This is a genomic window from Corynebacterium sp., from assembly GCF_030535495.1.
Classification (GTDB): domain Bacteria; phylum Actinomycetota; class Actinomycetes; order Mycobacteriales; family Mycobacteriaceae; genus Corynebacterium.
On the sequence record NZ_JAUNRW010000004.1, the window covers coordinates 30,727 to 53,737 of the forward strand.

26 protein-coding genes are annotated in these 23,011 nt (G+C 66.9%); 9 read left to right on the plus strand and 17 right to left on the minus strand.

The window, feature by feature from the left end:
- Positions 1 to 1,035 (plus strand): GNAT family N-acetyltransferase, encoded by a 1,035-nt coding sequence (locus Q4F73_RS01155; protein WP_303357515.1) that lies wholly within the window; start codon positions 1 to 3, stop codon positions 1,033 to 1,035.
- 1 nt (position 1,036) lies between these two features.
- Here Q4F73_RS01155 and Q4F73_RS01160 read toward each other — a convergent pair whose 3' ends face one another.
- Together Q4F73_RS01160 and miaB are read right to left on the minus strand one after the other, a co-directional pair.
- Entirely contained in the window at positions 1,037 to 1,654 is a 618-nt protein-coding gene (locus Q4F73_RS01160) for a hypothetical protein (RefSeq protein ID WP_303357516.1), read from the minus strand.
- Between the two features lie 47 nt (positions 1,655 to 1,701).
- Positions 1,702 to 3,150 (minus strand): tRNA (N6-isopentenyl adenosine(37)-C2)-methylthiotransferase MiaB, encoded by a 1,449-nt coding sequence (miaB, locus tag Q4F73_RS01165; protein ID WP_303357539.1) that lies wholly within the window; start codon positions 3,148 to 3,150, stop codon positions 1,702 to 1,704.
- Positions 3,151 to 3,415: 265 nt separating this feature from the next.
- Between miaB and gluA the strand changes: the two genes are divergently transcribed.
- The 4 genes from gluA to Q4F73_RS01185 are packed head-to-tail and all read left to right on the plus strand — an operon-like array spanning position 3,416 to position 6,687.
- Positions 3,416 to 4,144: a glutamate ABC transporter ATP-binding protein GluA gene (gluA, locus tag Q4F73_RS01170; protein ID WP_303357540.1), complete on the plus strand. Its 729-nt coding sequence runs from the start codon at positions 3,416 to 3,418 to the stop codon at positions 4,142 to 4,144.
- Between the two features lie 19 nt (positions 4,145 to 4,163).
- The gene (locus tag Q4F73_RS01175) at positions 4,164 to 5,039 is read left to right on the plus strand and encodes a glutamate ABC transporter substrate-binding protein (RefSeq protein ID WP_303357517.1); all 876 of its coding nucleotides are present in this window, start codon (positions 4,164 to 4,166) and stop codon (positions 5,037 to 5,039) included.
- Between the two features lie 23 nt (positions 5,040 to 5,062).
- Complete coding sequence (gene gluC, locus Q4F73_RS01180; protein WP_303357518.1) at positions 5,063 to 5,749, plus strand: glutamate ABC transporter permease GluC; 687 nt, start codon at positions 5,063 to 5,065, stop codon at positions 5,747 to 5,749.
- The gene (locus Q4F73_RS01185) at positions 5,749 to 6,687 is read left to right on the plus strand and encodes an amino acid ABC transporter permease (protein WP_303357519.1); all 939 of its coding nucleotides are present in this window, start codon (positions 5,749 to 5,751) and stop codon (positions 6,685 to 6,687) included. The genes gluC and Q4F73_RS01185 overlap by 1 nt, the downstream gene beginning before the upstream one ends.
- Positions 6,688 to 6,723: 36 nt before the next feature.
- Here Q4F73_RS01185 and recX read toward each other — a convergent pair whose 3' ends face one another.
- From recX to Q4F73_RS01200, 3 genes are all read right to left on the minus strand, one after another.
- The gene (gene recX / locus Q4F73_RS01190) at positions 6,724 to 7,299 is read right to left on the minus strand and encodes a recombination regulator RecX (RefSeq protein ID WP_303357520.1); all 576 of its coding nucleotides are present in this window, start codon (positions 7,297 to 7,299) and stop codon (positions 6,724 to 6,726) included.
- Between the two features lie 3 nt (positions 7,300 to 7,302).
- Positions 7,303 to 8,424: a recombinase RecA gene (recA, locus tag Q4F73_RS01195; RefSeq protein ID WP_303357521.1), complete on the minus strand. Its 1,122-nt coding sequence runs from the start codon at positions 8,422 to 8,424 to the stop codon at positions 7,303 to 7,305.
- 208 nt (positions 8,425 to 8,632) lie between these two features.
- Complete coding sequence (locus tag Q4F73_RS01200; RefSeq protein ID WP_303357522.1) at positions 8,633 to 8,848, minus strand: DUF3046 domain-containing protein; 216 nt, start codon at positions 8,846 to 8,848, stop codon at positions 8,633 to 8,635.
- A gap of 80 nt (positions 8,849 to 8,928) precedes the next feature.
- On the opposite strand from Q4F73_RS01200, the gene Q4F73_RS01205 reads away from it, so the two are divergent.
- From Q4F73_RS01205 to Q4F73_RS01215, 3 genes are read left to right on the plus strand one after another with little or no spacing between them, the layout of a single operon-like run.
- Entirely contained in the window at positions 8,929 to 9,522 is a 594-nt protein-coding gene (locus Q4F73_RS01205) for a biotin transporter BioY (protein ID WP_303357523.1), read from the plus strand.
- The gene (locus Q4F73_RS01210) at positions 9,522 to 10,211 is read left to right on the plus strand and encodes an energy-coupling factor ABC transporter ATP-binding protein (protein WP_303357524.1); all 690 of its coding nucleotides are present in this window, start codon (positions 9,522 to 9,524) and stop codon (positions 10,209 to 10,211) included. Before Q4F73_RS01205 ends, Q4F73_RS01210 begins: the two co-directional genes overlap by 1 nt.
- Complete coding sequence (locus tag Q4F73_RS01215; RefSeq protein ID WP_303357525.1) at positions 10,208 to 10,819, plus strand: energy-coupling factor transporter transmembrane protein EcfT; 612 nt, start codon at positions 10,208 to 10,210, stop codon at positions 10,817 to 10,819. Before Q4F73_RS01210 ends, Q4F73_RS01215 begins: the two co-directional genes overlap by 4 nt.
- 357 nt (positions 10,820 to 11,176) lie before the next feature.
- Here the strand turns inward: Q4F73_RS01215 and Q4F73_RS01220 are convergent, their stop codons facing one another.
- From Q4F73_RS01220 to pgsA, 5 genes are all read right to left on the minus strand, one after another.
- Positions 11,177 to 11,308, minus strand: a complete 132-nt coding sequence (locus Q4F73_RS01220) for a hypothetical protein (protein WP_303357526.1) — start codon at positions 11,306 to 11,308, stop codon at positions 11,177 to 11,179.
- Positions 11,309 to 11,375: 67 nt separating this feature from the next.
- A complete protein-coding gene (locus Q4F73_RS01225) occupies positions 11,376 to 12,206 on the minus strand; it encodes a PspA/IM30 family protein (RefSeq protein ID WP_303357527.1) in 831 nt (276 codons plus the stop codon).
- Positions 12,207 to 12,281: 75 nt separating this feature from the next.
- Positions 12,282 to 12,608, minus strand: a complete 327-nt coding sequence (locus tag Q4F73_RS01230; RefSeq protein WP_085548724.1) for a helix-turn-helix domain-containing protein — start codon at positions 12,606 to 12,608, stop codon at positions 12,282 to 12,284.
- Positions 12,609 to 12,631: 23 nt separating this feature from the next.
- Positions 12,632 to 13,087, minus strand: coding sequence for a CinA family protein (locus tag Q4F73_RS01235; RefSeq protein WP_303357528.1), 456 nt, complete (start codon positions 13,085 to 13,087; stop codon positions 12,632 to 12,634).
- Entirely contained in the window at positions 13,084 to 13,635 is a 552-nt protein-coding gene (pgsA, locus tag Q4F73_RS01240) for a CDP-diacylglycerol--glycerol-3-phosphate 3-phosphatidyltransferase (RefSeq protein ID WP_303357529.1), read from the minus strand. The genes Q4F73_RS01235 and pgsA overlap by 4 nt, the downstream gene beginning before the upstream one ends.
- 43 nt (positions 13,636 to 13,678) lie before the next feature.
- Between pgsA and Q4F73_RS01245 the strand changes: the two genes are divergently transcribed.
- Positions 13,679 to 13,972, plus strand: a complete 294-nt coding sequence (locus Q4F73_RS01245) for a YciI family protein (protein WP_303357530.1) — start codon at positions 13,679 to 13,681, stop codon at positions 13,970 to 13,972.
- Here the strand turns inward: Q4F73_RS01245 and Q4F73_RS01250 are convergent, their stop codons facing one another.
- From Q4F73_RS01250 to Q4F73_RS01280, 7 genes are all read right to left on the minus strand, one after another.
- Positions 13,973 to 15,091 carry a TerC family protein gene (locus Q4F73_RS01250; protein WP_303357531.1) on the minus strand — a complete coding sequence of 373 codons (1,119 nt, stop codon included), beginning with the start codon at positions 15,089 to 15,091 and terminating at the stop codon, positions 13,973 to 13,975.
- 283 nt (positions 15,092 to 15,374) lie between these two features.
- A complete protein-coding gene (locus Q4F73_RS01255) occupies positions 15,375 to 18,092 on the minus strand; it encodes a DNA translocase FtsK (RefSeq protein ID WP_303357532.1) in 2,718 nt (905 codons plus the stop codon).
- A gap of 75 nt (positions 18,093 to 18,167) precedes the next feature.
- A complete protein-coding gene (locus tag Q4F73_RS01260) occupies positions 18,168 to 18,794 on the minus strand; it encodes a TIGR03085 family metal-binding protein (protein WP_303357533.1) in 627 nt (208 codons plus the stop codon).
- Positions 18,795 to 18,834: 40 nt separating this feature from the next.
- Positions 18,835 to 20,922 (minus strand): ribonuclease J, encoded by a 2,088-nt coding sequence (locus Q4F73_RS01265; protein WP_303357534.1) that lies wholly within the window; start codon positions 20,920 to 20,922, stop codon positions 18,835 to 18,837.
- A gap of 2 nt (positions 20,923 to 20,924) precedes the next feature.
- Positions 20,925 to 21,833, minus strand: coding sequence for a 4-hydroxy-tetrahydrodipicolinate synthase (gene dapA, locus Q4F73_RS01270; RefSeq protein ID WP_303357535.1), 909 nt, complete (start codon positions 21,831 to 21,833; stop codon positions 20,925 to 20,927).
- A gap of 39 nt (positions 21,834 to 21,872) precedes the next feature.
- The gene (gene thyX, locus Q4F73_RS01275; RefSeq protein WP_303357536.1) at positions 21,873 to 22,631 is read right to left on the minus strand and encodes an FAD-dependent thymidylate synthase; all 759 of its coding nucleotides are present in this window, start codon (positions 22,629 to 22,631) and stop codon (positions 21,873 to 21,875) included.
- On the minus strand, positions 22,632 to 23,011 hold a 380-nt coding region (locus tag Q4F73_RS01280; protein WP_303357537.1), incomplete at its 5' end, for a dihydrodipicolinate reductase C-terminal domain-containing protein. It abuts the gene before it with no gap.

Sequence of the window (23,011 nt, forward strand, 5' to 3'; positions counted from 1 at the left end):
TTGCAGCTCGTCCCACTTGATCGGCCGGTTCCGGGAGCGGAACCGGCCGCTGACGTTGTCAACCTGGTCTTTCTGGCCAATCTCGCCGCGCAGGAGATCACCGGGGAGACCGCCTCCTCCACCTCGGTCGAGCGCGTCCAGAACCGCCTGCGCGGCTCGGTCGAATACGACACGCGGGCCTTCTCGCTGGTGGCGCCGGACGAGGATCCGGCCGGTTACCTGCTGCTGAGCACTCCCCTGCTGGAGGACACGCAGGTCGCCGATGTGGAGGTGATCCTCGACGCCGCCCACCTGCCCCTGCCCGGCGCCGACTTCGAGCCGGAGGCCCGCGCGGTGCTCGACCACCTGTACTCGGCCGCCGAATCACTGGCCCACAAGCTGGGTCGGCGCCTGGTGCAGACCTGGCTGCTGCATCCCGCCGCGGAGGAACCCGGCACCGGCGACTGGGCTCACCTGCTGCGCTCGCGCGGGTATGAGCTGGGATTGACGGAAGTGCAGGGAGTGGTCACCGTCGGTGACGCCCCCACCTGGCCTGCCGGGGTCACGGTGGAGGTGGTCCGTGATCTGCAGTTCCCCACTGCGCTGGTGCCCGGGGTCCTGGAGCTCTACCACCGGGCCAGCGTCGATGTCCCGCACGGCGGCATGCAGGCGGATCCGGTCGACTGGACACCTAAGCGACTGCGGGCCGCCGCCGAGCGGGTCCGCACGACCCGCCGGGAGGTGGTCACGGTGGTGTTGTCCGATGCCACCGGGCCGATCGGTATCAGCGAGATCACCCGCTTCCCCGGATCAGAGCCCGGCATCGCCGAGCAGGGAATCACGATGATCTCCCCCACCGCCCGCGGGCGTGGATACGGGCTGGAGTTGAAAAAGGCGGCGCTGCAGGCGGCGTCTGCGGAACTCGGTGCCACCCGGGTCTACACGTCGAATGCCGCCGACAACCCGTGGATGATCCGCATCAACCGTCACCTCGGCTGGCAGGTCATCTCCGGTGGTTCCGGGTGGCAGAAGGTGCTTGACACCCGGGGACAGTGACTCAGCCCTTCCGGTGCCTTTCGGTGGCGCGGGAGCGGCGGTCGTCGATAAGCAGCGGATTCTCGGTGGCGGTGATGTTGGCCTGCTGCTGCATGCGGCCGACCTCGTCGAGGTTGTCCGAGGCGGCGCGGGCCTGCGCCAGCTGCTCCTGCTCGTCGTTGCGGCGGAAGATGGTCGTGGCGTAGCCGAGGAAGGCGAGGACGACGGCGAGCAGGGAGATCCAGAAACCGATGTTCATTTCCACTCCGTCATCGGCAGTGGCGCGCGTCTGGCGCAGCCACATGGCGAACACGGAGTACGCCAGCCCGACGGTGGTGAGCATCCACCCGGGGATCGCGAAAGACAGTCGCCGGGTGATCAGCACCAGGGTGGTGAGCACACCGATGCCGAGGAAGATGAGGATGGCGTAGACGTACTCGGTGATCTTGATGCCGGCGTCGTCGGCGGCGCCGGTCTGCAGTAGCACCTCGTAGCCACGGACCGAGCCGGCCTGCGGCAGCACCAGGGAGACGACGTAGAGGACCAGGGCACCGACGAAGAACCACAGCCGCCTTCCCAGATCCAGCCGGGATGCCACGCGCTTTTCGCGGGTGGCCAGCTCCTGATGCTCGTTGCTCACGTCTTCTCCTTCGATTCGGTCTTTATGCAGACTATGTGCAGACTACGTCAGCAGCCGCAGGAATCCGCGGCGGCGGGCTGCGGGGCAGGGCGGCCGATGGACGGCAGCCCCAGGCCGACGCCGATGGGCTCGGTGGTGGGGACCTGACCGGCCGCCGACATGTCACCGGCGCGGGTGCGGCGGTGGGAGATCACGTCGGCGTCGGCAAGCAGGTGGTGCGGGGCCGAGGCGGTGACGGTGGTGGTGACCACATCGCCGGGGCGGATGTCACCGTCGACGGCACCGGACGGGGCGAAGTGGACGAGGCGTCCGTCGCGGGCGCGGCCGGTCATGCGTCCGGTCTTCTTGCGCCCCTCGGCCTGGACCAGCAGCTCCACCTCGGTGCCCACGAGCCGGGCGTTCTCCTCGGCGGAGACGCGCTCCTGCAGGGCGAGCAGGCGCTCGAAGCGCTCCTGCACGACCTCCTTGGGGATCTGGTCCGCGTACTCGGCGGCCGGGGTGCCCGGGCGTGGGGAGTACTGGAAGGTGTAGGCGGAGGTGAAACGCGCCTTCTCCACGACGTCGAGGGTGGCCTGGAAATCCTCCTCGGTCTCACCGGGGAAGCCGACGATGATGTCGGTGGTGATCGAGGCATGCGGGATCTTGGTGCGGACCTCGTCGAGGATGCCGAGGAACTTCGCCGAGCGGTAGGAACGGCGCATTTCCTTGAGCACCTTGTCCGAGCCGGACTGCAACGGCATGTGCAGCTGCGGGCACACGACCGGGGTCTCCGCCATGGCGTCGATGACGTCGGAGGTGAACTCGGCCGGGTGTGGGGAGGTGAAGCGCAGTCGCTCGAGGCCCTCGATCTCCCCGCAGGCGCGCAGCAGCTTGGAGAACGCGGAGCGGTCGCGCTCCAGGGAGGGGTCGGCGAAGTTGACGCCGTAGGCGTTGACGTTCTGGCCGAGCAGGGTCACCTCGGTAACCCCCTGGTCGACCAGTGCCTGCACCTCGGCGAGGATGTCACCGGGGCGGCGGTCGATCTCTTTGCCACGCAGCGAAGGCACGATGCAGAACGTGCAGGTGTTGTTGCATCCCACCGACACGGACACCCACCCGGCGTAGGCGGACTCGCGCTTGGCCGGCAGCACGGAGGGGAAGGCCTCGAGGGCGTCGACGATCTCCACCTGCGCCTCATCGTTGTGCCGGGCCCGCTCGAGCAGGGTCGGCAGGGAGCCGATGTTGTGGGTACCGAAAACCACATCCACCCAGGGCGCCCGCGAGACGACCGTGTCGCGGTCCTTCTGCGCCAGGCAACCGCCGACGGCGATCTGCAGCCCCGGGTGCTCGCGCTTCGTCGCGCGCAGCGCACCGAGGGTGCCGTAGAGGCGCTCGTCGGCGTTTTCACGAACGGCGCAGGTGTTGAACACGATGAGGTCCGGCTGCTTATCGACGGCGGCCGCGTATCCGGCCTCCTCCAGCAGCCCGGAGAGGCGCTCGGAGTCATGGACGTTCATCTGGCACCCGAAGGTGCGCACTTCATAGGTGCGGGGGGTGTCGTTTACAAGCTGTGCCACGGCTCGCATTGTATCGGCGCCGTGTGGTTCGGCCTAACCACCGGGGAAATGATGAGCGCGATCCGCGCTGCTGCGATTAACAATCTTTGCCTCGTTGCAAAAAAGTTAGGCGAAAATCGGATGACCTAGGAAGCTGTAGGTCTAAGATCGTCCTATGACCCAGACCACACCACCATCTGATCGTGCCCCCGGCAACGGGAACGTCATGATCCGGATGACGGACGTGCAGAAGTACTTCGATGACTTCCACGCCCTCAAGGACATCAACCTTGAAGTCCCCCGGGGCCAGGTCGTCGTGGTGCTCGGCCCGTCCGGCTCCGGTAAATCGACGCTGTGCCGCACCATCAACCGCCTGGAGACCATCGAGCAGGGCACCATCGAGATCGACGGTGTCACGCTCCCGGAGGAAGGCAAGGACCTGGCCACGCTGCGTGCCGACGTCGGCATGGTCTTCCAGTCCTTCAACCTCTTCCCGCACCTGACCATCAAGGACAACGTCACCCTCGGGCCGCTCAAGGTCCGCAAGATGAAGAAGGCCGAGGCCGAGAAGCGCGCCATGGAGCTGCTCGAGCGCGTCGGCATCGCCAACCAGGCCTCGAAGTACCCGGCGCAGCTCTCGGGTGGCCAGCAGCAGCGCGTGGCCATCGCCCGCGCGTTGGCGATGAGCCCCAAGATCATGCTTTTCGACGAACCGACCTCCGCCCTCGATCCCGAGATGGTCAACGAGGTCCTCGACGTCATGGCCAGCCTGGCCAAGGAAGGCATGACCATGGTCGTGGTCACCCATGAGATGGGGTTCGCCCGCCGTGCGGCGGACCGGGTCCTGTTCATGGCCGACGGGGCCATCGTCGAAGACGACACACCCGACGAGTTCTTCACCAACCCGAAGACCGATCGCGCCAAGGACTTCCTCGGCAAGATCCTCTCCCACTAGCAGACAAGGAATACTCATCATGAAGCGCTCCACTTTCCGCCTCGCCGCCCTGACCTCCACCGTCGCCATCGCCGGCGTCACCCTCGCCGCCTGTGGTGATTCCGCCGGTGACGGCGACGGCATGCTCGCCGCCATCGAGGCCGGCGACGTGACCATCGGCACCAAGTACGATCAGCCCGGCCTCGGCCTGCGTAACCCGGACGGCTCCATGGCCGGCCTGGACGTCGACGTCGCCGAGTACGTGGTCAACCACATCGCCGAGGCCAACGGCTGGGACGCCCCGACCGTCACCTGGCGCGAGACCCCCTCCGCCCAGCGCGAGACCCTCATCCAGAACGGCGAGGTCGACCTCATCGCCGCGACCTACTCCATCAACAAGGGTCGTTCCGAGTCCGTCAACTTCGGCGGCCCCTACCTCATCACCCACCAGGCCCTCCTGGTGCGTGAGGACGAGGCAGAGATCACCGACCTCGGCTCCCTCGACGGCAAGATCCTCTGCTCGGTCACCGGCTCCACCCCGGCCCAGAAGGTCAAGGACGCTCTCCCGGGCGTTCAGCTCCAGGAGTACGACACCTACTCCTCCTGTGTCGAGGCACTCCGCCAGGGCAACATCGACGCCATGACCACCGACGCGACCATCCTCCTCGGCTACTCCGCCCAGGCCCCGGGCCAGTTCAAGGTCATCGAGATGGAGCAGGACGGCGAGCCGTTCACCAACGAGTACTACGGCATCGGCCTGACCAAGGACGACGCTGAAGGCACCGACGCCGTCAACGCCGCCCTGACGGAGATGCACGACTCCGGTGAGTTCGACCGCCTCCTCCAGGACAACCTCGGTGGTGACGAGGCCGTTGCACCGGGCAACCCGGGCGACCTGTCCTTCCTCGACGACTAACACACCCGGACTAGGAGCCCCTCATGTCAACACTATGGGCCGATCTGGGCCCCCGGTTATGGCCGGCCTTCTGGCTGACCATTCAGCTGACGGTCTACTCAGCGATCGGATCCATGATCCTCGGCACCATTCTCACCGCCATGAGGGTCTCCCCGGTGAAGATCCTGCGTGGGTTGGCCACCTTCTACATCAACACGGTGCGTAACACCCCGCTCACGCTGATCATCATCTTCTGTTCCTTCGGCCTCTACCAGAACCTCGGTCTGGTCATGGCCGACCGGAACTCCCCCACCTTCCTGGTGGACAACAACTTCCGGCTCGCGGTCCTCGGCTTCGTGCTCTACACCTCGGCGTTCGTGGCCGAGTCCCTGCGGTCGGGCATCAACACCGTCCACTTCGGGCAGGCGGAGGCGGCCCGCTCGCTGGGGCTGTCCTTCAGCCAGATCTTCGGCAACATCATCTTCCCGCAGGCGGTGCGCGCGGCCATCATCCCGCTGGGCAACACACTCATCGCGTTGACGAAGAACACCACCATCGCCTCGGCGATCGGTGTGGCCGAGGCGTCCCTGCTGATGAAGTCCACCATCGAGAATCACGCCAACATGCTGTTCGTGGTGTTCGGCATCTTCGCCCTCGGATTCATCATCCTGACCCTGCCCACCGGCCTGGCCCTGGGCCGACTCTCCGATCGAATGGCGGTGAGGAAGTAATGTCCGTTCGCGCGACAGTACTCTATGACGCCCCCGGCCCCCGGGGCCGCCGCAACAACCTCATCTTCACCGCGCTCACTGCGGTGGTCACCATCGCCGTCCTCGGCTGGATCGGCTGGACCCTGGGCAACAACGGTCAGCTCGAAGCCTCCAAGTGGACACCGTTCCTCGACTCCCTGACCTGGCAGACCTATATTCTGCCCGGCCTGTGGGGCACCCTGAAGGCGGCGTTCGCCTCGATCATCCTGGCCATGATTCTCGGTGTGGTCCTGGGTCTGGGACGCCTCTCCGAGGTCGCCCCGATCCGGTGGGTCTGCGCCGTGATCGTCGAGTTCTTCCGCGCGATCCCGGTGCTGCTGCTCATGATCTTCGCGTACCAGCTCTTCGCCATCTACCGGATGGTTCCGCCGAGTGAACTGGCGTTCGCCGCCGTGGTCTTCGCGCTGACCATGTACAACGGCTCCGTCATCGCCGAGATCCTGCGGTCCGGCATCAAGTCCCTGCCCAAGGGACAGACCGAGGCCGCCCGCGCCCTGGGCATGTCACATTCGCAGACCATGCGCACGATCCTGCTGCCGCAGGCCATCGCCGCGATGCTGCCGGCGCTCATCGCCCAGATGGTCATCGCCCTGAAGGACTCCGCGCTGGGCTACCAGATCGGCTACATCGAGGTCGTCCGCTCCGGTATCCAGACGGCGTCGGTCAACCAGAACTTCCTGGCCTCGCTCACGGTCGTGGCGATCATCATGATCCTCATCAACTGGGCGCTGACCTCCCTGGCCCAGCGCGTCGAGCGCCAGCTGCGTGCCGGTCGCGCCCGCCGCAACATCGTGGCCAAGGTTCCGGAGCTGCCCGATCAGGGTCTGGACACAAAGGACAACGTCAACGTCGACTGGCACGATCCCGACTACGTCGAGATCAAGAACCCCGGCCAGTAACCCCCGCTTCTCCCCGAGCGCGTCACCCAGCCAAGCTCAGCTCAGCTGGGCGACGCGCTCATTAAGCGCCTCGCGCGCAATGCGCAGGCTCATCCCCTGGTTGAAACCCCGGCGGGCCAGGACCCCGACGATGCGGCGCAGTGCCTTGTCGCTGTCGGCGCGGTCGGCGGGAACAGCCCGCACTGAGCGCGCCTTCTTCTCCGCCAGCGCACGGGCGGTGGCCTCCTCGTCGGCGGCGTCGATCTGCTCGAGGGCGTCGGCCCGGGTGGGGGCATCGACCCCCTTGTCCTGCAGTTCTCGGTCGAGCACGCGGGTGGACTTACCCCGCCGGGCATGGCGTTGGCGTACCCACTCGTGGGCGAAGGCGGCGTCGTCGAGAAGCCCCACGCCCGCCAGGTCATCGAGGACATCATCGATGACCTGCGGTGCAAACTCCAGGTCGAGCAACCGGCCGCGGAGCTCGTGGCGGGAACGGGCGCGGGCGTCGAGAATCAGGAGTGCGCGCTTGCGCACTGCCGCCTTCGCCTCCTCCGCCTCATGATCGAAGAGACCACCCGGTTGATAGTTGTCCAGTGCCTGCCGGAGCTGCTCGATCCTCGCGTCGCGCTGCATCGGCTACTCCCCGGTGGCGACCAGATCGTCCTCGTCGTCGAAGTCGACGTTGGGGACCATGTCGACGGGATCGTCGCTGAGGTCGGTCTCGGCGGAGGCGGCCTCCGGGCCGATGCCCAGTTTGCCGAAGATCCTCCGCTCGATCTCATCCGCCAGCTCCGGGGTCTCCTTGAGCAGCAGGCGGGCCTTCTCCTTGCCCTGCCCGAGCTGGTCGCCCTCGTAGGTGAACCAGGAGCCGGACTTCTTCACGATGCCGTTCTCCACGCCCATGTCGATGAGCGAGGACTCCCGCGAGATGCCCTCGCCGTAGATGATGTCGAATTCAGCGATCTTGAACGGCGGAGAGACCTTGTTCTTGACCACCTTCACGCGGGTGCGGTTGCCGATGGCATCCTGGCCGTCCTTGAGGGTCTGGATTCGGCGGACGTCGAGGCGCACGGAGGCGTAGAACTTCAGGGCCTTACCGCCGGTGGTGGTCTCCGGGGAGCCGAACATGACGCCGATCTTCTCGCGGAGCTGGTTGATGAAGATGGCGGTGGTGCCGGAGGAATGCAGGGCGCCGGTCATCTTGCGCAGCGCCTGGCTCATGAGGCGGGCCTGCAGGCCGACATGGGAGTCACCCATCTCGCCCTCGATCTCCGCCTTGGGGGTCAGGGCGGCGACGGAGTCGATGACGATGATGTCGATGGCGCCGGAACGCACGAGCATGTCCGCGATCTCCAGGGCCTGCTCACCGGTGTCCGGCTGGGAGACCAGCAGTGCATCGGTGTCCACGCCGAGCTTCTTGGCGTAGTCCGGGTCGAGTGCGTGCTCGGCGTCGATGAACGCCGCGATGCCGCCTGCCTTCTGGGCCTGGGCGATGGCGTGGAGGGCGACGGTGGTCTTACCGGAGGATTCCGGACCGTAGACCTCGACGATTCGTCCGCGCGGGTATCCACCGATGCCGAGTGCGACGTCGATGGCGGTGTTGCCGGAGGAGATGACCTGGATCGGCGGGCGGTTGTCGTCGCCGAGGCGCATGACGGCGCCCTTGCCGAAATCCTTCTCGATCATCGCCAACGCGGAGTCGAGTGCCTTCTGACGGTCATCGCCCTTGGCGGCGGCGGCCTTCTTCTTGGGTGCCATGGAGACGTTTCCTTCTGTTGGGTGGTCGGTGGTGCCGGTGTCGGACGGGTTGTAATCCACACCTTCTTAGACTCCGGTCACCCGCAAAAGGATCCCGGATTGCGCGAACCGGCGACACCGCGTGCATTCCGGCCCTGACGATATCCACAGGGTGCAACATGTGGACCATCGCCCTCGAACATACACGCACGCCTGTTCGAACTCAACGTCATCGCCCCGGCGTGTCGCGCCCCAGCCTGCGTTCCTCCGGAACATCGAAGTCCCGGCAGATCTCCAACCAGACTTCCCGCAGGTCAGCGCCGGCGTCGACAAGCTCGCCCACCGTCGCCCCCTGCGAGGCGAGCACGTGGGAATGGATGAGGTGGCGGCCTTTGGCGCGTCCGAACTCGTCCTCGATGAGGTGATGGAACTCCGTCAGTCGCATGCCCCGATACTACAGATCGACCATCCACACCCCGGCCCCGACGTTTCCTTGAACACCGTTCAATGCTAGTGTCTGCTTCCATGACAACCGCCACCCAGAACCCGGCCCGCACCTCCCGCGGCGCCGTGCAGGATCTCGCCTACATCGCCGTCTTCGCCGCCCTCATCATCGTGCTGGCCTTCGTCGCGATCCCCGTCGGCGCCGCCGGCCTGCCGATCGTCCTCCAGAACGCCGCCATCGTCCTCGCGGGCCTGGTCCTCGGTGGGCGGCGCGGATTCCTCGCCGCCGCTCTTTTCCTGTTCCTGGGACTCATCGGCCTGCCGGTCCTCGCCGGCGGACGTACCACCCTGGCAGCACTGGCCGGTCCGACCGTCGGCTATCTCGCCGGATACCTCGCCTCCGCCGCCGTCGCCGGCACCCTCGCCTACCGCGCACGCCCGCGCAAGCGCGGTGAACAGATCCTGTGGTTCTCTCTGGCCGCCGCCGTCGGCCTGCTCATCCAGTACACCCTCGGTGCCCTCGGCCTCGTGTGGCGGGCCGGACTCTCGCTCACCGAATCGATCATCGCCCAGGGTGCGTTCCTGGTGCCCGACGTGGCCAAGTTCGCCATCATGGTCGTCATCGCCCTGGGCATCCACGCCGCCTTCCCCGATCTGCTGGCCCGCCGGAAGTAATGCCCACCATCACCTTCGAGGACGTCTCCGTCACCTTCCCCGGTGACGACTCCCCCACCCTGGTCCGGATCTCATTGGAACTGAGCGAGCACCGCATCGGCATCATCGGCGCCAACGGGTCCGGCAAATCGACGCTCGCCCGCCTCATCAACGGCCTCGGCGATGCGAGCAGCGGTCGCGTGCTTATCGACGCCACCGACGTCGCCCGCCACGGCCGCGACATCCGTCGGCGTGTCGGTTTCGTGTTCTCCGACGCCGAGAACCAGATCGTCATGCCCCAGGTCCGGGACGACGTCGCCTTCTCGCTTCGCCGCCTCAGGCTGTCGAAGGCCGAGCGCGACGCACGAGTGGATGCCGCCCTCGCCCGCTTCGGCCTGAGCGCCCTCGCCGAGAACTCCCCCCACACCCTCTCCGGTGGCGAAAAACAGCTGCTGGCCCTGGCTTCGGTGCTGGTCATCGAGCCGGAGCTCATCATCGCGGACGAACCCACCACCCTGCTGGACCTGCGCAACCGCGCACGGATCTCCCGCGAGTTCGCCGGGCTCGACCAGCAGCTCATCGTGGTCACCCACGACCTGGAGATCCTGGAGGACTTCGACCGCGTCATCTGCCTCGACCGCGGACGCATCGTCGCCGACGGGCCCCCCGCCGAGGTCTGCGACCACTACCGGAACCGCATGCTGGCATGAGAAACATCCCCCTGGGTGTCTACCTGCCCGGCCACACGCTCATCCACCGTCTGCCCGCCGGAGGGAAGTTCCTCGCGCTGCTGGCCTTCATCGTGTCCTCGACGTTTCTGGTCACCACTCCGGTGGCGGCGGGCCTGTGCCTGGCGGTGGTCGTGGTCGGTTATACGATCGCGCGGGTGCCGCTCACGACCGCCCTCGGCCAGACCCTCCCGGTGCTGCCCGTGCTGGCGGTGCTCGGCGCGTTCCAGTGGTGGCAGCGGGGCTGGTCCTTCGCCCTGACCACCGTGCTGGTACTGCTGGCGTCGGTGGCTGCCGCCGCACTGTTGACGCTAACCACCACCATCGCCGAACTGATGGCCGCGATCGAGCGGGGCTTGTCCCCCTTCGCGCGTGTCGGCCTGCCGGTGGAGACGATCTCGCTGGCGGTGTCCCTCACGCTGCGTCTCATCCCCCTGCAGCTGGCCACTGTGCAGGACGTCCTCGCGGCCCGCAAGGCCCGGGGCGCGGGGTTCTCGGTGGCGGCCTTCGGAACACCGGTGCTGGTGCGCTCGATACGCCGTGCGCGACTGCTGGCCGAGGCGCTCATCGCCCGGGGCGCGGCGGACTGACCACAGCCAACTACGCCGCGAAGGGCCCTCTCGCTTGCTGGAGAGGGCCCTTCGCGGCGTGTTTTGCTGCGTCTGGTCGATCAACAACCCCTGGTGTCGAAGAGCGTGCACTGCGGGTTGCCGCCGAGCGAGGACAACACGGACGAGAAGAGGGCAGGGATTCCGAAGAAGGCGAGAAGTGCGTTCATGGGGTGATCTCCTATCGGGAACTGGTGACGACGTTGACCACACCCTGGGCGACCGCCGCCAGGGCGGAGGAGCCGAGCATGGGCAGGATCATGGAGAGACTGAACCATTGGCCTGGTGTGTATTCCATGCACCCCACCCTATACGTGAGCGCCGTCACGTCAAGGGGGCCTACTGATGCTGGCAGCCGGTGACATCCGCCAACGAGCACTGCGGAATGCCCAGCATGGTCAGCCCCAGGGACGACACGAACGCGCCCATGGAGGACAGGAACTGCACGTAGTCGCGGAGGAAAGTATCCATGCCGACAGTCTACGTGCGGAATCACGTCGGCCCCGACCCAATCGGATCGGGGCCACAGCGCTACCGCTTATTCGCCACGCAGCTCACGCATACGCTGGGCGACCGCGTCATCGGAGACGGAGGCGTCGCCGTTGCCGGACTCGATGGCCTTGTCGGCCTGACCGGAGGTGAGCTGGCCACCGCCCTGCATCTCGGCGCGGATGGCCTCGAGGCGGGAGTGTCCGGCCATCTGGATGCCAGCCTGCTGCACCTCGGCCATGCGCCCCTCGACGGAGTTCTGGGCCAGCTCGGCCTGGCCGAGGGCGTTGGCGTAACGACGCTCGATCTTCTCGCGCACCTGGTCCAGGTTCGGGGTGGAACCGGCGGTGATGGCGTTCATGGACTGCAGGGACTCGGAGACCTTCTCCTGCATCTTGGCCTGCTCCAGCTGGGAGAGCAGCTTGGTGCGCTCGGAGACCTTCTGCTGCAGGGCCATGGAGTTGCGCTCGACGGCCTGCTTGGCCTGGTCGGCCTGCTGCAGAGCCTGGTCGTGGAGCTGCTTGGTGTCCTCGACGGACTGCTCGGCGGTGACCAGCTGGGCAGCGAAGGCCTCGGCGGCGTTCTCGTACTCGACGGCCTTGCGCTCATCACCCTCGGCGCGGGCCTTGTCGGCCAGCTGCAGGGCCTGGCGGGTGTTCGCCTGCAGCTTCTCGATCTCACCGAGACGACGGTTGAGCTGCATCTCCAGCTGGCGCTGGTTGCCGATGACGGCCGCCGCCTGCTGGGACAGTTCCTGGTGCTGGCGCTGCGCGTCCTCGATGGCCTGCTGAATCTGCACCTTCGGGTCGGCGTTCTCCTCGATCTTCGAGTCGAAAAGCGCCATGAGGTACTTCCATGCCTTGACGAAGGGGTTAGCCATGTCGGATCGGGCCTTTCTGGAAATTGGTCATTGTTTTACGCCACCATGGTAGCGGAGTGGGATTCGAACTGTCGGTTAAGCGTGCAGGGATTCGGTGGCCAGCTCCTCGGCCACGGACTGCAGCGCCATGGAACCGGCGGCCTCGATGAGGACATCGGCGACCGAGGTGCCCAGTGCGTGACACACGGAGGCGAGCAGCTCGGAGGAGACCTCCTTGCGGCCGCGTTCCAGTTCGGAGAGATAACCGGGTGACACGCGCGCCTGCTCGGCGAGCTCACGCAGGGTGATGCCCTGGTCCGCCCGGAAGGAACGCAAGGCAGCGCCCAGTGCCTCCCGGAGCAGCAGTTCAGGGGCGCGGCGGGTGGTGACGATCGGGGTATCTAGTACAGCGGTGGTAACCATTACTCCTCTTAACGTCCCTGCCGTCAGTTTTGTTCCACGCGCTCATAAAGTCCCTGCAGCGCCGCCGCCACCGCCTGCTCACGGATCTCCCGTCGCCCGCCGCTGAGCTGGAGTTTCTGTCTGTCCACTCCCCCGGGCCCGGCAAATCCCAGCCACACCTCACCCACCGGGTGCGCCCCCTGCGGCTCCGGCCCGGCAACCCCGGTCAAGGCCACGCCCCAGTCCGCGCCGCACCGCTCCCGCGCCCCGACGGCCATGGCCACCGCGGTATCGGCATCCACCGGATCCGCCCCCTCCGGCACACCGGCGAGCGAGTACTTCAGGTCGGTGGCGTAGGTGACGAGCCCGCCGCGCAGCACCGCCGACGCCCCCGGGGTGTCGGCGAGCGTGGCGGCGGCGAGGCCTGCGGTCAGTGACTCGCAGAAGGCGACGGTGAGTCCGCGGCGTCGTAAAGCAGCGACGAGGTCCGCAGACGTCACTGCCTCCTCGAATCCCACAGGTACTGCAGGCCGGTGATGACGGTGACGGCGACGGCCGCGAGCATGACGATCCACGTCGGCAGATCCATCCATTCCGGCAGCGGCAGCAGGTACAGGCCGATGGCCAGCGCCTGCAGGGTGGTCTTGATCTTGCCGCCCTTCGACGCCGGGACCACCAGGCCGCGGCGCAGCATCACCATGCGCCACAGGGTGATGCCGAATTCGCGCACGAGGATGACCACGGTCACCCACACCGGCAGCACGCCGATGATGTTGAGGCCCACCAGGGCGGCGGTGATGAGCGCCTTGTCGGCGATGGGGTCGGCGATCTTGCCGAAGTCCGTCACCAGATTGCGGGCGCGGGCGATGTCGCCGTCGAGTTTGTCGGTGATCATCAAGGCCACGAAGACACCGAACGCCCACCACATCTGACCCGTCAGCAGCAGCCAGAGGAAGACGGGGATGACCAGGATGCGCAGGCTCGTCAACACATTCGGCAGGTTGAAGTTGCTGGGCTGGGCCGATTCGGCCGCGTTCGGTGCAGTCACGACACACACCCTACCCCGGTAGCCGGGCGTAGAATCAGCCGACATGAAGTACTTCGCAGTCTCCTACCATTACCCCGACGGTTCCGCGGACATCGTGCGCCTGCGCCCTGAGCACCGCGAGTGGCTGGCCACGCTTCTCGACGCCGGCCAGCTCGTCGCCTCCGGGCCCCACACCGACGGTTCCGGTGGTGCGCTCATCATCATCCGCCTGCCGGAGGACGCGACGCTTGTCGACGCCGCCGAGCTCATGGACGCCGACCCCTTCACCCGCGAAGGCGTCCTCGACGGCCGCGAGATCCACGAGTGGAACCCGGTGCTCAACGTCTTCCGCGACTGATTATTTCTTCTCGTCGATGTCGCTGAGCTTCGTCGACCCCGTGGTGTCGACGGAGTGATCGAGCTCGTCGGTGGAGTACATCTCCTCCTCGGTGAGCTCGTGGTCCCACTCCTCGGCGCGCACCCGGGTGTCGATGCCACCCTGGGCCTGGTCGTACTTGTTCTTCCAGATGGACGCCAGCACCGTCACCGTGAGGATGCCGACGATGACCAGGAGCGAAAGCTCCGTCGGGATCTCGGGCACCGTGACATCCTCGCCGCCGTTGATGAACGGCAGGTTGTTCTCGTGCAGCGCATGCAGCATGAGCTTGACGCCGATGAACGCCAGGATGAGTCCCAGGCCGTAGGGCAGGAACACGAGGCGATCGAGCAGCCCGTCGAGCAGGAAGTACATCTGGCGCAGGCCCATGAGCGAGAAGGCGTTGGCGGTGAACACCAGGTAGGCCTCGGTGGTGATGCCGTAGATCGCCGGGATGGAGTCGAAGGCGAACATGACGTCCACCAGGCCGATGGCCACCAGGGCCACGAACAGCGGGGTGAGCGCGAACTTGCCGTGGAACTTCGTGGTCAGGCTGTCACCGTGGTAGCCGGGCGTGACGGGCACGACCTTGCGCAGCCAGCGGATGACCCGCATATCGTTGGGGTCGGTCTCCGGGGCGTCGGTGAACTCGTCCCACAGCAGCTTGACGGCCGTCCACAGCAGGAAGATGGCGAAGATGTAGAACACGTCCGACCAGGCGGCGATGATCGCGGCGCCGGCGAGGATGAACAGCAGGCGGAAGACGAGCGCCAGCACGATGCCGATGAGCAGCACCTTCTGCTGGTACTTCCGGGGGATCTTGAACGCTCCCATGATGAGCGCGAAGACGAAGAGGTTGTCGACGCTCAGCGCCTTCTCCGTCACGTAGCCCGTGAAGTACTCCATGCCGTGCTGGTGATCCCACATGAAGTAGACGAACACACCGAACAGCAGGGCCAGGCCGACGTAGAACGCGGACCAGGTGGCCGATTCCTTGAGCGTGGGCTCGTGCGGGGTGCGGACGTGGGAGTAGAAGTCGAAGATGAAGAATCCGAGGATCAGCGCAATGGTGCCGATCCAGATCCACAGGGGGACAGACATGTGAGCCTCCGGTCGTGTTGGGTTGCATCAATGACCGGAGGTCTCTCCCACCTCGTTGAAAAACAAGGCCGGCACGACCGGGTCCCGCAGATGGGACCGTGTTGACGATCAGTGCCGCTTAGGGGTTACTCCCCTCCATGTCCGGATACTATACACCCGGTGGAGCGGCATCCGTAAAGTCCGCGCTCGTCATAACGACACCGGCACGCAGAAGATCCGGCGCATAGTGCCAGGTCGCGCCTGACATGCGCCGGATCTTATGGTCGTTGACACAAGCGGGCCCCTAGAACACCCCGCGCGGCGGCTGCGCGTCGACGACAGTCACGTCCGACTCGCCGTCCTCCGGCCAGCCCTCCTCCTTCGGGGCATCCGCCGGGTCCGCACCCTTGATCATCCACAGGATGGTGTCCAGCTCCTCCGGCTTGACCAGCACGTCACGCGCCTTGGAGCCCTCGGACGGCCCGACGACACCGCGGGTCTCCATGAGGTCCATGAGGCGTCCCGCCTTGGCGAAGCCGATACGCAGCTTGCGTTGCAGCATGGACGTGGAGCCGAGCTGCGAGGTGACGACGAGTTCGACGGCCTCGAGGAGGTCGTCCATGTCCTTGCCGATCTCCTCGTCGATCTCCTTTTTCGCGTCCGAGCTCTTGTCGTCGGTCACACCCTCGGTGTAGTTGGGCTGCGCCTGATCCTTGGCGGATTCGACGACGGCCTGCACCTCTTCGTCGGTGACGAAGGCACCCTGGAGGCGCTGCGGCTTGCCCGCCCCCTGCGGGATGAACAGTGCGTCGCCCATGCCGATGAGCTTCTCGGCGCCGGCCTGGTCGAGGATGACGCGAGAGTCGGTGAGCGAGGACGTCGCGAAGGCCAGACGCGAGGGCACGTTCGTTTTGATCAGGCCGGTGACCACGTCGACGGACGGGCGCTGGGTGGCCAGCACGAGGTGGATGCCCGCGGCACGGGCCTTCTGGGTGATGCGGACGATGGAGTCCTCGATCTCCTTGGGCGCGGTCATCATGAGGTCGGCGAGCTCGTCGACGACGCAGATGATGAAGGGGTACGGGCGATACTCGCGCTCGGAGCCCAGCGGGGTCTGGATCTCGCCGGAGCGGACCTTGCGGTTGAAGTCCTTGATGTGGCGCACGCGCGCGGACTTCATGTCCATGTAGCGCTGCTCCATCTCCTCCACCAGCCACTGCAGCGCGGCGGAGGCCTTCTTCGGCTGCGTGATGATCGGGGTGATCAGGTGCGGGATGCCCTCGTAGGGGGTCAGCTCGACCATCTTCGGGTCGACGAGGATGAGGCGGACCTCCTCCGGTGTGGCGCGGGTGAGCAGGGAGACGAGCATGGAGTTGATGAACGCGGACTTACCCGAACCGGTGGAACCGGCGACGAGCAGGTGCGGCATCTTCTGCACGGAGTGCGAGACGAAGTCGCCCTCGATGTCCTTGCCCAGGCCGATGAGCATGGGGTCGTGGTTGCCGCGGGTCGCGGGCGCGTTGAGCACGTCGGCGAGGCGGACCATCTCGCGGTCGGTGTTGGGCACCTCGATGCCCACCAGCGACTTGCCGGGGATGGGGGTGAGCAGCCGGACGTTGTCGGTGGCCACCGCGTACGCCAGGTTGGACTGCAGGTTGGTGATCTTGGAGACCTTGACACCCGGGCCCAGTTCGACCTCGTAACGGGTGACGGTCGGGCCGCGCGAGAAGCCGGTGACGGCGGCGTCGACGTTGAACTCGCGGAAGACGTCGGTGATCGCCTCGATCATCCGGTCATTGGTCTCGGTGCGGGTCTTGGGCTTGTCGCCGTCGATGAGCAGGTCGGTGCTGGGCAACTGGTAGTCGGTGGTCGTCTCCGGCTGACGGGCCTCCGGCAGCGGGGTGTCCTCGAGCTCGGACTTCGGGGTGGTGGCGGGGACGGCGGCGGCGTCGATGCCCGAACGCGCGACGATGGCCTGGCGCATCTGCTCCCGGGAGGCGGCGACGGCGTCCTCGGTGACGGCCGGGATCTCCTCGGTGTCGGCACGCTTGACGGGGGTGTCGAACAGCGTGTGCTCGGTGTCGTGCTCGAATTCCTCGGCCGGGTCATCGACCGGGTAGTTGTCCAGCGGGGTCGTGCTTCTCGACGCCCGCGTGCTCCGCGGCAGCGCCCGCGGCCGGGGCCGCGGTGCGCGCTCCCGCCCTTCGGCGAGATCCTCGATGTCATCGTCGACATGACCGTATAGGTCATCGTCTGCCACGTCGTCGTGCTCGGGGCCGGGGGTGCGGATATCGCGGAGCAGGTCGCGGACGTAGTCGAAGGCCTGCCGGGTGGTGATGCCGGTGACCTTGAGCGCGCCGTAGACGATGACCAGGATGAGCAGCGGGATCGCCACGTAGGAGCTGAATCCCAGGGCCAGGGTGCCGCCGGTCCAGGCGCCGATGGCGCCGCCGGCGATGACCCGGCCGTCCCATTCAGCCGGGTTGCCGGCGAGCAGATGCACCAGGCCCAGCATGGATACGGCGATGAGCCCCGTGCCGAGGGCGATGCGCCCGCGGGATCCCGGGGCGCCCTGCACACCGAGCATGAGGGCGATGGCCAGGGCGACCAGCGCCACGGGCAGGATGAGTGCCCCGGCCCCGATCGCCAGGTGCGCGGCGGTGGAGATGGCCGCTCCGACGGGCCCGGCGATGTCCATCCACACCGAGGCGCCGAGGACGGCGGCCAGACCGATGAGGGTCAGGGCCACGCCGTCGACGTCCACGTCACGGGGCTCACGGGGTTCACGGGGCTCGCGCTCCGCCTCTTCCGGCGGTGCGGAACGGCGGGCGGAGTTGCCCACCGTCTTGAACATGGAGCTCAGGCCACCGCCGACCGCACGGAAAGCGCTGCCGGTCCTCTCCTCGGAGGTATCAGCAGCGCGGAAAGCGGAGGTCGCAGGGGCCGAGGTGGTGGCCCTGCTCCTTCCGGTGGGCCGGGTGCGGTCCTTCTTGGTGCGTGACGCCGAGCTTCGTACAGACATGGCCCCTACTGTAGTTGTTCACGACACGCTATTCACATCAGCCACACCGGACACGCCGCTACTTTTCGGTCAAGGTCACAGGCCTGACCTGTGGATATCGGTGGGGTTGCCGTCGATACGCACCTCCACGGCATCGCGTCCGTAGACCCACAGCAGCAACTCCCCGACCTCGCCGTTGACGCTCACGACGTTCTCGCCGTCAGTACTCACGCCGCGCTCGTCGACGGCGACGATCCGCGGCAGGCCTGTGGGATGCAGGATCACCGGCGCCTGACTCTTCGACAGCATCCGGGGGGCCAGCATCTTGAGGATCCCGTGCAGCTGCCGGTTGACCGCCTCGCTGAACTCGCGCGGTCGGGCCACCCCGTCCCCGCGGCGCACGTCCTCGTGGTGGATGAAGTGCTCGGCGGTGTTCATCTGCTTATCGATAAACCGCACCGGGTTGAACCTTCCGGGACCGTCGGCCCAATCGGCGACGAGCTCCCGGTAGTCCCGCTCCCCCGCTTTCGCGCTAGCCTTCGCCAGCTGGCCGGCAAAGGCTGGGACGAACATGCCGGCGGCCGCCAGCGGGCGGTTCTCCCGCAGGTAGAGGTGGACGGCCATGTCGCGGGTGGTCCACCCCTCACAGAGGGTGGGGGCGTCGGGGCCGGCGTCGATAAGCAACTCGGCGAGGCGGGCACGTTCGGTGGCAGAAAAAGACATGCACCCCAGCGTACGCGGGGGTGCATGTCAAAGGCGGCGACTAGAGCGAGGGGCGGGCCGAGGCCTTGATCTCCTCGTCGTCGATCGCGTCGTCGAGATCGGAGGTCATGGGCACGACCGTCGGCAGGATCATCGGCTCACGGCGCCACTTCTGCTCCACGAAACGGGAAACGCGGCGACGCAGCTGCTGGACCATGCGGTAGGGGTTGTTCTCGCCCTCCGCGGCCAGATCGTTGAGGATGGTTTCCGCGAGCTCCTTGACCTCGGGGGTCATGGCGCGGTCATCCTCGGAGAAGCCCTTGGTCTCCACGGTCGGGGACTCCATGAGGCGGCCGGTGCGGTTGTCGATGACCGCGGTGATGGAGATGAGGCCACCCGAGCCAAGGCTCGTGCGGTCGGCGAGGACATCGGCGTCGATGTCACCCATGGTGGTGCCGTCGACGTAGAGGTTACCCACCGGGATCTGGCCGACGACCTGGGCGCGGCCGTCGACAAGATCAACGACGACACCGTTCTGGGCGAGCACGACACGGTCGCGCTCAGTGCCCGTGGCGATCGCCAGTTCCTTGTTGGCCCGCAGGTGGCGCCACTCGCCGTGGACCGGCATGGCGTTCTTCGGCCGGGCCGCGTTGTAGAGGAACAGCAGCTCACCGGCGTAGCCGTGGCCGGAGGTGTGCACCTTGGCGTCCTTGCCGGTGACCACGGTGGCGCCGATCTGGGCCAGCATGTTGATGACACCGAACACGGCCTCCTCGTTGCCCGGGACGAGCGAGGAGGACAGGATGATGAGGTCGCCGTCGCGGACGGTGATCTGACGGTGCTCACGACGGGCCATGCGGGACAGGGCCGCCATCGGCTCGCCCTGGGTACCGGTGGTGATGAGCATGACCTTGTGCGGGGCCATCTTCGAGGCGTCGTCCATGGACACGATGGTGCCCTTCGGTGCCTTGAGGTAGCCCATCTTCTCCGCGATCTCCATGTTGCGGATCATGGAGCGACCGTTGAAGGCGACCTTGCGTCCGGCGGCGACGGCGGCGTCGACGGCGGCCTGCACGCGGTAGACGTTGGAGGCGAAGGACGCCAGGATGACGCGCTGGCGGGCATCGGCGACGATGCGCTTGAGCGTCGGGGCGACGTCGGCCTCCGAACCGGAGACACCCGGGGTGGTGGCGTTGGTGGAGTCACAGAGCATGAGGTCCACGCCCTCGTCGCCGAAGCGGGACAGGGCTGGCAGATCGGTCGGGCGACCGTCGGTCGGGGTCTGGTCCAGCTTGATGTCACCGGTGTGGATGACCAGGCCGGCGCCGGTCTTGATGGCCAGGCCGAGGCAGTCCGGGATGGAGTGGTTGACGGCCCAGAAACGGATGTTGAAGGGGCCGCGGTTCTCGTTCGAGGACTCGTTGACCTCGATGAGCTTCGGGCGCAGGCGGTGCTCCTTGCACTTCGCGGCGATGAGCGCCAGCGTGAAGCGGGAGGCCAGGATCGGGATGTCCGCGCGCAGCTTGAGCAGCCACGGGATGGCGCCGATGTGGTCCTCGTGGCCGTGGGTGACCACGAGGGCGTCGACGCGGTCGAGGTGCTTTTCGATGGGTCCGAAGTCCGGCAGGATGAGATCCACGCCCGGCTCACCGGAGGAGGGGAAGAGCACGCCACAGTCGACGATGAGCAGTCGGTTGTTGTACTCGAAGACCGTCATGTTGCGGCCGATCTCGGAGATACCGCCCAGCGCGTAGATGCGCAGGCCGTTCTTCGGGGCCTTCGGCGGCTCCGGCAGACGCTTCGTCAGGTCAGCGCCCTGCATGGACTTGACCACGTTACGACGCCCGCGTCCGCCCTGCTGGCGGTCCTGGTTGCCCTGGTTCTGCCCGCCCTGGTTGTTGTTGCCCTGGTTGTTGCGGCCACCGCGGCCACCGCGGGAGCGGTTGCCGCCCCGGGAGCGGTTGCCGTTACCGTTGCCACCGTTGCCGCCGCCGTTGGTGTTCTCGGCGGCCTGCGGGGCGCTCTTCTCTGCGTTTCCGTTCGTCTCCGGGGTCGGTGCCTGGAAAACCGGGGATGCAGCTGTGCTCTCGGTCTCCGGCGGGCCCGCCTTGCGGGTGACCTTCCGGGCACGATTACGGGATTCAGTCATATTTAAAGGACTCCAGCCTTTTCCATGTCACGGCGGAGGGCTGCGATCTCCTGCTCGTCGGGTGCGACGACAGGCAGACGCGGCTCCCCCACCTCAATGCCCTGCAGACGCAGGGCAGCTTTGGCCATTGTGGCGCCGCCCAGGCGACCCTGGGAGGCGATCAACGGTGAAAGAACAGTGGCGTTGATTTCCCGCGCACGGGCGAGGTCGCCTTCCTCGAAACTTGTGTACAGCTCACGCAGGGCCCGCGGTGCGGCATGGCCGACCACGGAGACGAACCCCGAGGCGCCGATGGACAGCCACGGGATGTTGAGCGGATCATCGCCCGAGTACCAGGCGAGACCGGTCTCATGCATGAGCAGTGCAGACTCGGCCATATTACCCTTTGCATCCTTCACCGCACGAATGGTCGGCAGTTCCGCGAGTCGGCGCAGCGTGTCGGCCTCGATGGGGATCGAGGAGCGCGGCGGGATGTCATAGAGCATGATCGGCAGCTCGGTGGCCCCGGCAACAGCGGAAAAATGCTGGTAGAGGCCTTCCTGGCTGGGCTTCGAGTAGTAGGGGGTGACCACCAGGAGGGCGTCGGCGCCCGCGTCGGCGGAGGCCCGGGCCAGCTCGATGGAGACGGACGTGTCGTTGGTGCCGGCGCCCGCGATGAGCTTCGCGCGGTCCCCGACCTCCTCCTTCACGGCCTTGAGCAGGGCGAGCTTCTCCTCGAGGGAGGTGGTGGGCGACTCACCGGTGGTGCCAGCGAGGACCAGGGAATCCAACCCGTTGTCCACGAGATGGGCGGCGATACGCCGTCCGGCCTCGAGGTCGAGCTTGCCGTCACGGTCGAAGGGGGTGACCATGGCGACGCTGACGGTGCCGAAGTCCTCGACTCCGGTCTTGGCGGTCAAACCTGTACTCATGGTGGTCAAGGGTACCTGCTTCGCTTGTCGGTCGGGGAATCAGAAGTCCGTGGCGTAGGGGCTCACGGCCATTTCCGTGCCGTCGGACAATGTGGAGATCTGGAAATCGGAGAAGAGCACCGGCGACTGCTTCTGCAGCAGGCGCAGACAGGCCACGGCGAGTGCCCGGATCTCCACGTCGGCGTGCTCGGTGGCCCGGGCCCCGATGAAGTGGCGCCAGGCGCGGAAGTTGCCGGTGACCACGATCCGGGATTCGGTGGCGTTGGGCAGCACGGCACGCGCCGCCTGCCGGGCCTGCTTCTTGCGCAGCAGGGCGTTGGGCTCGTCGGCGAGCTTGTCCTCGAGGGCGTCGAGAAGCTCCTGGTAGATGAAGCGGGACTCGTCGACGGCGCGCAGCATCATGGCCGCCAGCTCCGGGTCCTCCGCGATGACCGGCGGCACGATGACCTCGGCCTCGTCCGTGTGCACGAAACGCTGCGAGAGCTGCGAGTAGCTGAAGTGGCGGTGGCGGACCAGCTCGTGGGTCGCCGAGCGCGAGATCCCGCGGATGTAGAGGGTGGCGGTGGCGTGCTCGAGGAGCGCGGTGTGCCCGACCTCCATGATGTGGCGCAGGTAGGCGTCGTTGGCGGCGGTACGCGGGTTGGGCTTGTCGAAGGTCTCGTAGCAGGCCCGCCCGGCGAACTCGACGAGCGCCTCGGCCCCGGTGGCGGAGGAGTCGACGTCCCAGTCCACCCCGGCGGGCGGAGTGAACTCGGTGGCGGCGATGAGCTGGACGTCCAGCTCGACTGGCTTGGCCATCTAGATCCCCAGGTAGCCGTCGAGCCCCACGGTCAGGCCCGGGTGCCCGGCGATCTCGCGGACGCCGACGAGCACGCCCGGCACGAAGGAGGTGCGGTCGTAGGAGTCCTGGCGGATGGTCAGGGACTGCCCCTGCGCGCCGAAGATGATGTCCTCGTGCGCGACCATGCCGGTCATGCGCACGCCGTGCACGCGCACGCCGTCGACGTCCGCGCCACGCGCGCCCTCAAGGGTCTGCTCGGTGGCGTCCGGGATCGGTCCCAGTCCTGCTTCTCGACGCGCCGCCGCAATCCCCTGCGCCGTATGAATCGCGGTGCCCGACGGGGCGTCCAGCTTGTGCGGGTGGTGGTACTCGACGACCTCGGCCGAGTCGAAGAAAC